The organism is Leucobacter alluvii, from assembly GCF_039530485.1.
In the GTDB taxonomy this organism is placed as follows: Bacteria; Actinomycetota; Actinomycetes; order Actinomycetales; family Microbacteriaceae; genus Leucobacter; species Leucobacter alluvii.
The window spans coordinates 112,153-123,599 of sequence record NZ_BAAAOP010000005.1; the positions used below are offsets into that span (position 1 = coordinate 112,153).

Here is an 11,447-nt window from a genome sequence, read left to right on the forward strand (position 1 = left end):
CTCACCGTCACGCGGATCGAGCGCCGCCCGGTCCAGTCCCTGTCTCGGTGGGCGGCAGGCCCGCAAGTGCTTGAGGATACGAGCCCGCGGTGCGCTCCGCGAGGTGCAGCAGTGCCGCGGGCACGGTTCTGCCGGACGCCAGCATCGTTCGCGCCCAGAGGCGACCAGCGCGGTACGAGGACCTCACGAGCGGGCCGGCAAGCACGCCGGAGAAGCCGAGCGACTCCGCTTCGTCGTGCAGGTCGACGAATTCCTCTGGCGGCACCCAACGAGCGATCGGGTGATGCCGTGCCGAGGGGCGGAGGTACTGGGTCAGGGTGAGGATCTCGCACCCTGCGGCTCTGAGTTCGGTCATCGTCTCGGAGATCTCCGCACGCGTTTCGCCCATTCCGAGGATGAGGTTCGATTTGGTCACCATTCCCGCATGGTGCGCCCTCGTGATGACCCCCAGTGAGCGTTCGTATCGGAAGCCGGGCCGAATGCGGCGGAAGATGCGGGGCACGGTTTCGAGATTGTGGGCGAACACCTGCGGAGCCGCCTCGAACACCTGCTCGAGATCCTCAGGTCGGCCGCCGAGATCGTCGACGAGCACCTCGACGCCGGCGCCGGGATTCATGGCGCGCACCTGCCGAATGGTCTCAGCGAAGAGCCAAGCGCCGGTGTCGGGCAGGTCATCGCGTGTCACGCCGGTGATGGTGGCGTACCTCAGGCCCATGGTGCGCACCGATTCTGCGACCCGGCGCGGCTCGTCGCGGTCGAGCGGGAGCGGCTTTCCGCTCGTGATCATGCAGAAGTCGCACCTCCGGGTGCAGATCGAACCTCCGATGAGAAACGTTGCTTCGCGATCCTCCCAACACTCGAAGACGTTGGGGCAGCCGGCCTCCTGGCAGACCGTGTGGAGCCCTTCGCCTGCGACCAGGTCGCGCACCTGGCGGTACTCCGGGCCGAGCCGGGCGCGCGTCTTGATCCACTCCGGTTTCCGCTCGATCGGAGTCTCGGCGTTGCGGGCCTCGACGCGGAGGAGCGGTCGGCCCTCCGGCTCGGGGCGGGTGCCGGTCGAAGGCAGGCGACGCGCGCTCATGCGGTGAACTCCGCGATCACATGGGCGAGGTGCACCTGGAGGTCGGGTGCCACGATCTCGGGCGGGATTCTCCGACCGGCGAGTGCGCTCAGCGTGGTCACGCCGGCGTCTGGAATCCCGCATGGCACGATCCGGGAGAACGGCTCGAGGTCGTTGCAGCAGTTGATCGCAATTCCATGGGTGATGATGCCGGCGCGGGCGTGCAAGCCGATCTGTGCGAGCTTCGTCGGCGGATGATCAGGATGGGTCACCCATACTCCCGAGCGGCCTTCCACGCGTGTGCCCGATACGCCGAATGCGGCCACGGTGTCGATGATCGCCGTCTCGAGGGCGCGTACGAAGTCGACGACCCCGGCGCCGGACCGCAGCCGGACGACCGGATAGCACACCAGTTGGCCCGGACCGTGCCAGGTGACTCGTCCGCCCCGGTCGACGGCGACGACGGGACTGCCGTCCGACGGGTACTCATCCGGCTCGGCGCGGCGACCGGCGGTGTACACCGGCGGGTGCTCGAGCAAGAGGACCGTGCCGCGGTCGAGGCCCTGCTCGATGCGGTCGACCGCCTCGGCCTGGAGCTCGAGTCCGCGCTCGTACGGCACGCAATCAGGGTGGAATCCGAGCGCGAGCATCGGCGCTCGAGAATGGGTGGATGGAATCGGCATCGACGCAGTGGCCATGCGATCACTGTAGATGGACTCGGTTCAACAAAGCAACCGCCGCAGCGAGCGAAGGGCTGCGGGTGGGTCCCAGCACTCGCGCGTCGGTGTCCAGCGGTGCTGCGCCGCGGCGACGCCGCGCCCTGCGATCAGACCGAGCGGAAGACCGCGACCACGCGCCCGAGTACTTCCGCGTGATCGCCCAGGATCGGCTCGAACGCGCTGTTGCGAGGCAGGAGCCAGGTGTGCCCGTCTCGGCGGCGGAACACCTTCACCGTTGCCTCTCCATCGAGCATCGCTGCGACGATGTCTCCGTTCTCGGCTTCGCGCTGCTGCCGGATCACCACGAAATCCCCATCGCAGATCGCTGCGTCGATCATCGAATCGCCGACGACGCGCAGCATGAAGAGCTGTCCGTCGCCGACGAGAGCGCGGGGGAGCGGCACGATCTCCTCGACCTGCTGCTCCGCCGTGATCGGCACGCCGGCCGCGATCTGACCGACGAGCGGAACGTACGCCGCCTCTTCGGGGCGCTGCGCGGGTGCGTCGTCGATCGCCGACGAGGTCGAGGCGAGCTCGACCAGGATCTCCAGGGCTCTCGGCCGGTTGGGGTCGCGGCGGATGTAGCCGCCCAGCTCGAGCCTGCTGAGCTGATGCGTGACGCTCGAGAGCGAGGAGAGCCCCACCGCGTCGCCGATCTCTCGCATGCTCGGCGGATACCCCCGGCTTTCCACTGAACGCGCGATGCACTCGAGGATCGCCTGCTGCTTCTCGCTCAGCGGCTTCGTGGATCGGGGCGCGGCTGCGTCGCTCATCGCTGTCCTTTCTGGCCCCAGGGGGCGATGCGGATGGGGCGCGATCCATGAATGTCGGTGGGTGCTGATTCAGTGATCCCGTTGACCGAAACCCTAGCCGCAGCATTCGAAGACCGACAAACATATGTTCGAGTGTCGCGGAAAAGGAGCGAAACGTATCTTCGAAAAGACGCTTGCGGTTTCGATTCATCGAATATATATTCGAAACAGATGTTCGCATGGGCTCCACGCCCGCGTCATCGCAAGACTAAGGAGAAGTCATCATGAGCGCATCTGCTGTTCTGGGCCGGGAATCACGAGAGTCGACCGAAGCTTCGGGCTCGCTCCGCCTGACCCGGCGCGGGCGCATCGTGTTCGGTGGATTCGCCACGGTGCTCGTCGCCGGTCTTCTCGCTCTCATGGCGGCACTCGCGGCTCCGGAGGCGATGGCCGCGGCTGAGGGGCCGAACGGCGAGCAGTTCGATTACGTCGTGGTGCAGCCAGGCAGCTCGCTCTGGTCGCTGGCGACTGATCTCGACCCGACGGCCGACCCTCGCGATGTCATCACTGAGATTGTGCAGTTGAACCAGCTGGACGGTTCATCGCTGCAGGCGGGTGATGCGATCGCCGTTCCGCTGCGGTACTCAGATCATCCGCGCGTGGTGTCGGGCGACGAACTCGGGGCCTGACCGACTGATCGTCGAGGGGCTCACCGGCTTTAGACTGGTCGGGTGACTAGCTTGAGCGACCTCCCTCTTCGTGACAATCTCGTCGGCCAGGAGCCCTACGGCGCCCCGCAAGACGCGGTGCCGGTCAGCCTGAACGTCAACGAGAACACGCATCCCATTCCCGAGCACGTCGCCATCGACATCGTTCAGTCACTCGCTCGAGCGGTAACCGGTGTGAACCGATACCCTGACCGCGAGTTCACGGAGCTTCGGAGCTCCCTCGCGGGGTACCTCGGCCACGGCCTCAGCGTGGAACAGCTGTGGGCGGCGAACGGATCGAACGAAGTGCTGCAGCAGGTGCTGCAGGCATTCGCCGGTCCGGGGCGGTCACTGCTGAGCTTCACGCCGACGTATTCGATGTACCCGCTGCTCGCCTCCGGAACCGATACCGAATGGATCGCTGTCGAGCGTCCCGCAGAATACGCGCTCACGCCGGAGGGCGTCGCCGAAGCGCTGCGCGAGCACCAGCCGGACGTCGCGATCCTCTGCGGTCCGAACAATCCGACGGGCACGTCGCTCGATCGTGAGGTGATCCTCGCCGCTTACGACGCGTTCGACGGCATGCTCGTCGTCGACGAGGCGTATCACGAGTTCGACACCGAGCGTGAGAGCGCGGTGTCACTGCTCCCCGGACGCCACCGGCTCCTCGTATCGCGGACCATGAGCAAAGCGTTCGCGTTCGCGGGCGTGCGTCTCGGATACCTCGCCGCCGACGCGGCAGTGGTCGACGCCCTGCGGCTCGTGCGCCTGCCGTATCACCTGTCAGCGCTCACCCAGGCGGCCGCGACCGCTGCGATTCGTCACGCCGACGCGATGCTCGCCACGGTGGCCGACATCAGTGCGCAACGCGATCGTCTCGCGGACGCCCTCACCGCCCTCGGATACGTCGTGCACCCGTCGGGAGCCAACTTTCTGCTCGTCGGCGGGTTCACCGACCCGTCGGCCACGTTCGAAGCGCTGCGCGCACGTGGCATCCTCATCCGCAATCTCAGCATTCCAGGCCACCTGCGCATCACCGCAGGCACGAAGGCCGAGACGAGTGCGGTGATCGAGGCGATCACGGCACTCGGGCCGGGCGGCGCCTGATCGATCCCGGCGTACCGTCGGTTCCTGGGGAACGCAGATAGACTGACAACCATGACTGCAGCACCGCGCACCGCCTCGCTCGAGCGATCCACGAGTGAGTCGCAGATCAGTGTCAGCGTCGATCTCGACGGCTCGGGGTCTTCGCAGATCGAGACCGGGGTTCCGTTCTTCGATCACATGCTCACGGCGTTCGCCCGCCACTCGCTCACAGACCTGACGGTGAACGCGGTCGGCGATGTGCACATCGATGTCCACCACACCGTCGAAGACACCGGGATTCTGCTGGGCCAGACCATTCTCGAAGCGCTCGGCGACAAAGCCGGGATCTCGCGTTACGGCGACGCACTGGTCCCACTGGATGAGGCGCTCGCACAGGCGGTCGTCGACATCTCCGGTCGGCCGTACCTCGTGCACTCGGGAGAGCCTGCCGGGTTCGAGTTCCATCTCATCGGCGGTCATTTCACGGGTTCGATGGTGCGGCACTTCTTCGAGGCCCTGACGCTGAACGCACGGCTGACCGTGCATCTCGAGTTGCGCGCCGGCCGTGACCCGCACCACATCGCAGAGGCCGAGTTCAAGGCATTCGCCCGAGCTTTCCGCGAGGCGAAGTCGCTCGATCCGCTCGTCTCGGGTGTGCCGTCGACGAAGGGCGCGCTGTGAGCGCTCCCTCCGACGCGCCGCGCAAGACGGTGGCGGTGCTCGACTACGGGTCTGGCAATGTGCACTCGGCGGTGAAGGCGCTCGTCCACGCGGGGGCCGACGTCGAGCTGACGCGCGACCCGGGCGCCGTCATGGCAGCAGACGGACTCCTGGTCCCCGGGGTCGGTGCGTTCGACGCCGTGATGCGACAGCTGCGCGCCGTCCGCGGAGACGAGCTCATCGACCGTCGGCTCGCAGGAGGCCTCCCGGTACTCGGAATCTGCGTCGGGGAGCAGGTCATGTTCTCGCACGGCATCGAGCGCGGAATCGAAACCGAGGGACTCGGTCAGTGGCCGGGAACCGTGCGTCATATCAACGCGCCAGTGCTCCCGCACATGGGGTGGAACACCGTCGACGTGCCTCAGGGATCGAGACTCTTCGCCGGTCTCGAAGCCGAGCGCTTCTACTTCGTGCACAGCAATGCCGCGACTGAATGGTCCATCGAAGGGCGCACCCCGGCCACCCGCCCCCTGGTCACCTGGGCCGAGCACGGCGAGCGGTTCATCGCAGCGGTGGAGAACGGTCCGCTGAGTGCGACGCAGTTCCACCCGGAGAAGTCGGGTGACGCTGGCATCCGGCTGCTGCGCAACTGGATCGACACTCTGTAAGTCCATCGAGACCGACCTCACGCGGCCGGATCCCCACTCGCTCGGGCCGCAGCTGGTGCGGCCCGACCGCGCACACCCGAGAAGGAGAAGCCCCCATGACTGAACTCGCCGAACGCCCGAAGCTGGAACTGCTTCCGGCGATCGACATGGTCGACGGCAAGGCGGTGCGGCTCACCCAGGGTGAGGCCGGAACCGAGACGAACTACGGCGATCCCGTGGACGCCGCACTCGACTGGATCGATCAGGGCGCGGAATGGATCCACCTCGTCGACCTCGACGCGGCCTTCGGCCGGGGGAGCAACGTGGCGGTCGCGCGCAAGATCATCAAGCGCTCAGGCGATGTGAAGATCGAATTCTCAGGGGGCATACGAGACGACGAGTCGCTCGAAGCCGCCCTTGAGATGGGAGCCACGCGCGTCAATCTCGGCACTGCGGCGCTCGAGAACCCGGAGTGGACTGAGGCGGTGATCGCGCGTTTCGGCGAGCGAGTCGCCGTGGGGTTGGACGTGCGCGGAGAGACGCTCGCTGCGCGCGGCTGGACGGAAGAGGGCGGCAACCTGTGGGAGGTGCTCGACCGTCTCGAGGAGGCGGGCTGCTCCCGATACGTCGTGACGGATGTCACCAAGGACGGGACCCTGCGCGGACCGAACATCGAGTTGCTCGCGCGGGTGTGCGCCAGGACGAACCGCCCGGTCGTCGCCTCGGGCGGCGTGTCGAGCCTCGACGACCTCGCCGCGCTCCGAGAGCTCGTCGACGACGGTCTGGAAGGCGCGATCGTCGGGAAGGCGCTCTACGACGGAGCCTTCTCCTTGCCCGCTGCTCTCGACGTCGCAGGGCGCTAGAGCGGACATCCCGCGACTCATGGCGATCAAGAAGCTTCCCTCTACCGGCGATTCGCCCCGCAGCACCGGAGTTCCGGACAGTCTCGTCGGCGGCGGCGCCTCCGACTCGGCGGGATTCCCCTGGGCAGGGCGCACGTTCGACCATCACGACACGGCTTTCTCCGGCGATGATGGAAGCGCATCACCCACGCACATCGCCCTCGTGACCGCTGTGCGCGACGCTGCCGCTGCGGCGCGGAGCGCTGCAGCTTCGGCCGAGTACTGGGACGCCGTGCGCGTGGTCGCTGACGCGCAGGCGGATGCGATCGCGGGGTTCGCGACCGAACGGTTTCTCGTGCCGATGCTCGCAGAGGCGGGCGATGTCGGACAGACTCCAGATGGGCGAACGGTCGAGAAATCGCAGGAACTGTCGATCGTCGCGGTCGCCGCTCCAGACGGCAGGAAGGCACTGCCGATCTTCAGTTCCGTTGCAACGCTGAACCGCTGGAACCCGGAGGCGCGACCGATTCCTGTCCCCGGCGCGCAGACCGCCTTGGCCGCGGCTCAAGACGGGACAGAGCTCATCATCATCGATCCGGGGACCCCTGAGCGTGAATTCGGAGTGCGTCGCACCGCGCTCGAGGCCCTCGCCCTGGGAAGGCGCGTGATCCCGGCGTGGGCGGACGCCGCAGTGCAGGAGGAGTTCAGAGGACTCGGTGCCGCCGACCCGCGCATCGCAGAGCTCTGGCTCGTTCCCGGAGAACTCGAGAGTCGCCTGCTCCAGCCGGAGGTCACGGTGCTCGTGCGGGTCGCGGAAGGTGCCGCCGGCGCGCGACGCGAGGTGCTCGAAGCGCTGCAGGCCCGAATCGCAGCATCGGAGGTCGTGGCGGATCGCGTCGACTCCTTGACGCTGAGACCCGTCGCGGGCGAGTAGCCGCGGGGAGCGCCCGCAGCGCCCGTCACACGAGATTGAGAAGCACGATGTAGCAAGCGGTGCCGGCGGCGACGCTGAGCACGGCCCGCCGCCGCCCGACGAGATGCACCACGATCGTCACCGCCGTGGCGACGAGCACGGCCCACCAGTGGCTCGGGCGCGCCGCCAGTTCATCGCGCAGGATGACGACCGCGAGAATGAAGAGGATGCCGGCGGGCATCCATCGGCCGAGAGCGGTCACGAACTTCGAGCGGCGCAGCGGTTTCAGGATCGCGAACGGCAGGGCGCGCAGGGCGATGGTGATGACGGCGCCGACGGCGACCGCTGCGATCAAGTACCCGAGATCAGGCATGTTCCTCCGCCGTTCCCGTCGGGTCGTCCGTGCCGGGGAGCCCGTCCCCATCGCTCCCGACGGACTTCCTCCGGGCTCTCGTGACCGCATACCGGCCCGCGAGCAGCGCAGTGAAGACGAGGAGCGCGGCGAGCAGCGCACTCTCGGGAACGGTCACGATCGCGATCGCCGCTGCGAGGGCTGCGAGCAACGCTGACGGCACCTCCCGGCGGGTGCGCACGGCGTCGAGCGTCATCACGACGAAGAGGGCGACGAGCGCGAACTCGAATCCCTCGATCGGCTCTGGAAGCGCCGTGGCGAGGGCGACGCCGATGAGCCCGCCGACGACCCAGTAGGTCTGCATCGCGAGCTGCCCGGCGACCATGCGCGCGGAGGTCAGCCGGCTCTCGTCCATGAGCACGTATGTGGCGTAAGCCTCATCGATCATCGCGTACACCGAGTACGCGCGAGGCAGACCGCGCCTCACTCGAGACACCGGAAATGAGAACGCGTAGAAGACGTGTCTGAAGTTCACCGCGAACACGGTGATCGCGATGGTGACCAGCGGTGTCGCTGCAGCGATCAGGCTGACGAGCAGCAGCTCTACGGAACCGGCGAAGATGCCGATCGACAGCGCCGGTGCGAGCCACCACGGGAGTCCCGCCTGGACCACGAGGACGCCGAGAGCGACCCCGAGCGGCAGTATTCCGATGCCGACGCCCAAGGAGTCGCCGAGGCCGGCAGCGATCTCGGCGCGCCTGGGCGGCCGGGGAGCTCGCGCTGCGGCGGCGTCCGAGGGAGGGCGGGGCACTGCGGATCCTCTCAGTTCACGGGACCCGTGTACTTCTCGCCCGGTCCCTTGCCGATCGGATCAGGAATCACCGAAGCCTCGCGGAACGCGAGCTGCACGGAGCGCAGCCCGTCACGCAGACTGCGCGCATGCATGTCGCTCACCTCCGGAGCGCCCGCCGTGATGAGGCCGGCGAGGGCATTGATCAGCTTGCGCGCCTCGTCGAGGTCGATCTGCGTCTCGGGGTCGTCGGCGAGTCCGACCTTGACCGCGGCAGCGCTCAGCAGGTGCACGGCGGCGGTGGTGATGACCTCGACGGCGGCGACGTCGGCGATGTCCCGCGTCGCCTGCGAGATGTCGTCTCCGCTGGAATCCGCTGCTGCGGCGGGGGTGGTGGGCTGGTCGGCGGTGTGCTCGCTCATGACGTCCTGTCTGCTGCTGCGGTAGGTGTGCTACGATTGATCCGGTTCTCGGTGTTCTGCCGAGATCACGGAAGTGGAGATTCTCCCACCCGGCACCGTTTCAAGGTTACCGGGTAGTTGACACCCCGCCGATCACTCGGCAGCTGCACAAGGGTGTGGGATGGCGCGTGCGCGGTCCTGATCTCGATGCTCCGTGGCTCCGTCCCGGAGCGCCCACCCATGAGATCAGAGGAGCCGGCGATCAGCGATCCCCGTACGAATGACAGAATCCGCGTCCCCGAGGTGCGACTGGTAGGACCCAGTGGCGAGCAGGTCGGCGTCGTGCCGATCGAGACTGCGCTCCGCATGGCTGTGGACGCCGATCTCGATCTCGTCGAGGTTGCCCCGAACTCGAAGCCTCCCGTTGCCAAGATCATGGACTTCGGGAAGTACAAGTACGAGGCAGCTCAGAAGCAGAAGGAAGCACGCCGTAATCAGGCGAACACCGTGCTCAAAGAGGTGCGCTTCCGCCTGAAGATCGACACGCATGACTACGAGACGAAGATGAAGCGCGCTGTCGGCTTCCTGTCGCAGGGAGACAAGGTCAAGGCGATGATCCTGTTCCGCGGCCGCGAGCAGTCGCGGCCGGAGATGGGTGTGCGCCTGCTGCAGCAGTTCTCCGAGGACATCGCCGAATACGGTGTCGTCGAGTCGAACCCGCGCATCGACGGTCGCAACATGGTCATGGTCGTCGCTCCGCTCAAGAACAAGTCCGAAGCGAAAGCCGAGCTGAATGCTCGTCGCGCTGAGGAGAAGGCCACTCGTCGGGCCGACAAGACCGCAGGTACGGACTCGGACGACGAATGAACTGCGGTGCGCTGCCGAGCGCAGCGCCACCCCGCAATCCGCGGCCGTGAGGCTCGCACACAACAAGGAGAAATCGATGCCCAAGCAGAAGACCCACTCGGGGGCCAAGAAGCGCTTCAAGCTCACCGGCTCCGGCAAGCTGATGAAGCAGCAGGCCGGCATGCGCCACAACCTCGAGGTGAAGGCCTCGAAGCGCAAGCGCCGTCTGAACGCCGAGCAGGTGCTCGCCAAGGGCGACGCCAAGCAGGCCATGAAGCTCCTCGGTCACTGACCGGCGCGAGCGCATAGCTTTCATCTGAGAATTTTCTAAGGAAGAACTGAAATGGCAAGAGTCAAAAGGGCCGTCAACGCCCACAAGAAGCGTCGCGTCATCCTCGAGCGTGCCGAGGGATACCGCGGTCAGCGTTCACGCCTGTACCGGAAGGCCAAAGAGCAGGTCATCCACTCGCTGGTCTACTCGTACAACGACCGCCGCAAGAAGAAGGGCGACTTCCGTCGCCTGTGGATCCAGCGCATCAACGCCGGTGCCCGTGCGAACGGCCTGACCTACAACCGCTTCATCCAGGGTCTCGGCCTTGCAGGCGTCGAGGTCGACCGTCGTATGCTCTCCGAGCTGGCCACGAACGAGCCCGCAGCCTTCGCCGCGCTCGTCGAGGTCGCGAAGTCGGCGCTGCCCGAGGACACCTCGGCTCCGAAGGCCGCGTAAGCAGTTCTTCCTGTCGAAGACCCTCGCTCCCCTGGGGAGCGGGGGTCTTCTGCGTTCTCCTGGCGCGGGGGAGTGAGCCGCTGCGCCAGTAGGCTGAACTCATGACCGACGAGATGCTGAGCAACACGAAGTCCGAACGCGTGCGACGAATCGCATCCCTCGCCCGGAAGAAGGAGCGCCAAGCGCACGGCCGCTTCCTCGTGGAGGGCCCGCAGGCGGTGCGCGAGCTGCTCGTGCATCGTCCGGAGCTCACCGAAACCGTCTACGCGACGCTCGGCGCGGAGACCTGGCAGGTCGAGATCGCCCGCCTCGCCTCGGATGCGGGCGTGCGGTTGGAGCGAGCGACCACCGAAGTCATCTCGGCGATGTCGGAGACGGTCAACCCGCAGGGCGTCGTCGCCGTCGCGCGTACGTGGGCCGAGCCGACCGAGGGCGCACTCGCAGAAGCACGGCTCGTCGCGATCCTGCACGAGATCCGCGATCCGGGCAACGCCGGTACCGTGCTGCGAGCGGCGGATGCCGCCGGGGCGGACGCCGTGATCTTCGCGGGGGAGAGCATCGATCCGTTCCACCCGAAGGTGGTGCGCTCCACGACGGGATCGCTCTTCCACATCCCCGTGCTCGTGATGTCGACGCTGGAGGAGGCGGTGGAAGCCGCGCGAGCCTCGGATCTCTCGGTACTCGCGGCAGACGTGCGCGGCTCCGACGTGCTCGAAGCTCGCGCGGAGGGGGCGCTCGACGGTCCGATCGCGTGGGTGTTCGGCAATGAGGCCCGAGGGTTGAGCGAGGCTGACCGTGTGCTCGCCGATCGCTCAGTGCGACTTCCCATCTACGGCGCGGCGGAATCGCTGAATCTCGCCACGGCGGCGAGCGTGCTGCTCTACGAGACGGCGTTCGCGCAGCGCAGCCGCTAGGCGCCGCGGTCCGGGTCTGCGCTCCCGCCGT

Annotated in this window: 16 protein-coding genes; 10 read left to right on the plus strand and 6 right to left on the minus strand. The window is 67.2% G+C overall.

Annotated features, from left to right (window positions below; translation table 11 throughout):
- Positions 1 to 7: 7 nt before the first annotated feature.
- The 3 genes from lipA to lexA form a co-directional block, all read right to left on the minus strand.
- Positions 8 to 1,081 carry a lipoyl synthase gene (gene lipA, locus ABFX18_RS05055; RefSeq protein WP_346057618.1) on the minus strand — a complete coding sequence of 358 codons (1,074 nt, stop codon included), beginning with the start codon at positions 1,079 to 1,081 and terminating at the stop codon, positions 8 to 10.
- Entirely contained in the window at positions 1,078 to 1,758 is a 681-nt protein-coding gene (gene lipB, locus ABFX18_RS05060) for a lipoyl(octanoyl) transferase LipB (protein ID WP_346057619.1), read from the minus strand. Before lipB ends, lipA begins: the two co-directional genes overlap by 4 nt.
- Before the next feature lie 128 nt (positions 1,759 to 1,886).
- Positions 1,887 to 2,573: a transcriptional repressor LexA gene (gene lexA / locus ABFX18_RS05065; RefSeq protein WP_370567934.1), complete on the minus strand. Its 687-nt coding sequence runs from the start codon at positions 2,571 to 2,573 to the stop codon at positions 1,887 to 1,889.
- Positions 2,574 to 2,815: 242 nt separating this feature from the next.
- Here lexA and ABFX18_RS05070 point away from each other — a divergent pair, with 242 nt between their 5' ends.
- From ABFX18_RS05070 to ABFX18_RS05095, 6 genes are all read left to right on the plus strand, one after another.
- On the plus strand, positions 2,816 to 3,220 hold the full coding sequence (locus ABFX18_RS05070) for a LysM peptidoglycan-binding domain-containing protein (protein ID WP_090147888.1): 405 nt from the start codon (positions 2,816 to 2,818) through the stop codon (positions 3,218 to 3,220).
- A 42-nt stretch (positions 3,221 to 3,262) separates the two neighbouring features.
- The gene (locus ABFX18_RS05075) at positions 3,263 to 4,345 is read left to right on the plus strand and encodes a histidinol-phosphate transaminase (protein WP_346057620.1); all 1,083 of its coding nucleotides are present in this window, start codon (positions 3,263 to 3,265) and stop codon (positions 4,343 to 4,345) included.
- Positions 4,346 to 4,396: 51 nt separating this feature from the next.
- Positions 4,397 to 5,005, plus strand: a complete 609-nt coding sequence (hisB, locus tag ABFX18_RS05080) for an imidazoleglycerol-phosphate dehydratase HisB (RefSeq protein WP_090147893.1) — start codon at positions 4,397 to 4,399, stop codon at positions 5,003 to 5,005.
- A complete protein-coding gene (gene hisH, locus ABFX18_RS05085) occupies positions 5,002 to 5,652 on the plus strand; it encodes an imidazole glycerol phosphate synthase subunit HisH (RefSeq protein ID WP_346057621.1) in 651 nt (216 codons plus the stop codon). The genes hisB and hisH overlap by 4 nt, the downstream gene beginning before the upstream one ends.
- A 95-nt stretch (positions 5,653 to 5,747) precedes the next feature.
- Positions 5,748 to 6,494, plus strand: coding sequence for a bifunctional 1-(5-phosphoribosyl)-5-((5-phosphoribosylamino)methylideneamino)imidazole-4-carboxamide isomerase/phosphoribosylanthranilate isomerase PriA (priA, locus tag ABFX18_RS05090; protein ID WP_090147899.1), 747 nt, complete (start codon positions 5,748 to 5,750; stop codon positions 6,492 to 6,494).
- A gap of 19 nt (positions 6,495 to 6,513) precedes the next feature.
- Positions 6,514 to 7,407, plus strand: coding sequence for an SseB family protein (locus ABFX18_RS05095; RefSeq protein ID WP_211647980.1), 894 nt, complete (start codon positions 6,514 to 6,516; stop codon positions 7,405 to 7,407).
- A gap of 25 nt (positions 7,408 to 7,432) precedes the next feature.
- Here the strand turns inward: ABFX18_RS05095 and ABFX18_RS05100 are convergent, their stop codons facing one another.
- Genes ABFX18_RS05100 through ABFX18_RS05110 form a run of 3 tightly spaced genes read right to left on the minus strand, consistent with a single transcriptional unit; the run spans position 7,433 to position 8,950 of the window.
- Positions 7,433 to 7,759, minus strand: a complete 327-nt coding sequence (locus ABFX18_RS05100; protein WP_090147905.1) for a branched-chain amino acid transporter permease — start codon at positions 7,757 to 7,759, stop codon at positions 7,433 to 7,435.
- On the minus strand, positions 7,752 to 8,549 hold the full coding sequence (locus tag ABFX18_RS05105; protein ID WP_090147907.1) for an AzlC family ABC transporter permease: 798 nt from the start codon (positions 8,547 to 8,549) through the stop codon (positions 7,752 to 7,754). The genes ABFX18_RS05100 and ABFX18_RS05105 overlap by 8 nt, the downstream gene beginning before the upstream one ends.
- Positions 8,550 to 8,560: 11 nt before the next feature.
- Entirely contained in the window at positions 8,561 to 8,950 is a 390-nt protein-coding gene (locus ABFX18_RS05110) for a DUF1844 domain-containing protein (RefSeq protein ID WP_200329456.1), read from the minus strand.
- 219 nt (positions 8,951 to 9,169) lie between these two features.
- Between ABFX18_RS05110 and infC the strand changes: the two genes are divergently transcribed.
- The 4 genes from infC to ABFX18_RS05130 all read left to right on the plus strand — a co-directional run bounded on the left by infC (position 9,170) and on the right by ABFX18_RS05130 (position 11,416).
- Complete coding sequence (gene infC, locus ABFX18_RS05115) at positions 9,170 to 9,796, plus strand: translation initiation factor IF-3 (RefSeq protein ID WP_090147910.1); 627 nt, start codon at positions 9,170 to 9,172, stop codon at positions 9,794 to 9,796.
- 76 nt (positions 9,797 to 9,872) lie between these two features.
- Complete coding sequence (gene rpmI / locus ABFX18_RS05120) at positions 9,873 to 10,067, plus strand: 50S ribosomal protein L35 (protein ID WP_010156662.1); 195 nt, start codon at positions 9,873 to 9,875, stop codon at positions 10,065 to 10,067.
- Between the two features lie 51 nt (positions 10,068 to 10,118).
- Positions 10,119 to 10,502: a 50S ribosomal protein L20 gene (gene rplT, locus ABFX18_RS05125; RefSeq protein WP_010156663.1), complete on the plus strand. Its 384-nt coding sequence runs from the start codon at positions 10,119 to 10,121 to the stop codon at positions 10,500 to 10,502.
- Positions 10,503 to 10,603: 101 nt separating this feature from the next.
- Positions 10,604 to 11,416, plus strand: a complete 813-nt coding sequence (locus tag ABFX18_RS05130; RefSeq protein ID WP_346057622.1) for a TrmH family RNA methyltransferase — start codon at positions 10,604 to 10,606, stop codon at positions 11,414 to 11,416.
- The last annotated feature ends 31 nt before the right edge of the window (positions 11,417 to 11,447 follow it).

Excerpts from the sequence above, each read along its gene's own strand:
- lipA (WP_346057618.1), bottom strand. The coding sequence starts at position 1,081 with ATGAGCGCGCGTCGCCTGCCTTCGACCGGCACCCGCCCCGAGCCGGAG.
- lipB (WP_346057619.1), bottom strand. The coding sequence starts at position 1,758 with ATGGCCACTGCGTCGATGCCGATTCCATCCACCCATTCTCGAGCGCCG.
- ABFX18_RS05070 (WP_090147888.1), top strand. The coding sequence starts at position 2,816 with ATGAGCGCATCTGCTGTTCTGGGCCGGGAATCACGAGAGTCGACCGAA.
- hisB (WP_090147893.1), top strand. The coding sequence starts at position 4,397 with ATGACTGCAGCACCGCGCACCGCCTCGCTCGAGCGATCCACGAGTGAG.
- priA (WP_090147899.1), top strand. The coding sequence starts at position 5,748 with ATGACTGAACTCGCCGAACGCCCGAAGCTGGAACTGCTTCCGGCGATC.
- ABFX18_RS05095 (WP_211647980.1), top strand. The coding sequence starts at position 6,514 with ATGGCGATCAAGAAGCTTCCCTCTACCGGCGATTCGCCCCGCAGCACC.
- ABFX18_RS05100 (WP_090147905.1), bottom strand. The coding sequence starts at position 7,759 with ATGCCTGATCTCGGGTACTTGATCGCAGCGGTCGCCGTCGGCGCCGTC.
- ABFX18_RS05110 (WP_200329456.1), bottom strand. The coding sequence starts at position 8,950 with ATGAGCGAGCACACCGCCGACCAGCCCACCACCCCCGCCGCAGCAGCG.
- infC (WP_090147910.1), top strand. The coding sequence starts at position 9,170 with ATGAGATCAGAGGAGCCGGCGATCAGCGATCCCCGTACGAATGACAGA.
- rpmI (WP_010156662.1), top strand. The coding sequence starts at position 9,873 with ATGCCCAAGCAGAAGACCCACTCGGGGGCCAAGAAGCGCTTCAAGCTC.
- rplT (WP_010156663.1), top strand. The coding sequence starts at position 10,119 with ATGGCAAGAGTCAAAAGGGCCGTCAACGCCCACAAGAAGCGTCGCGTC.
- ABFX18_RS05130 (WP_346057622.1), top strand. The coding sequence starts at position 10,604 with ATGACCGACGAGATGCTGAGCAACACGAAGTCCGAACGCGTGCGACGA.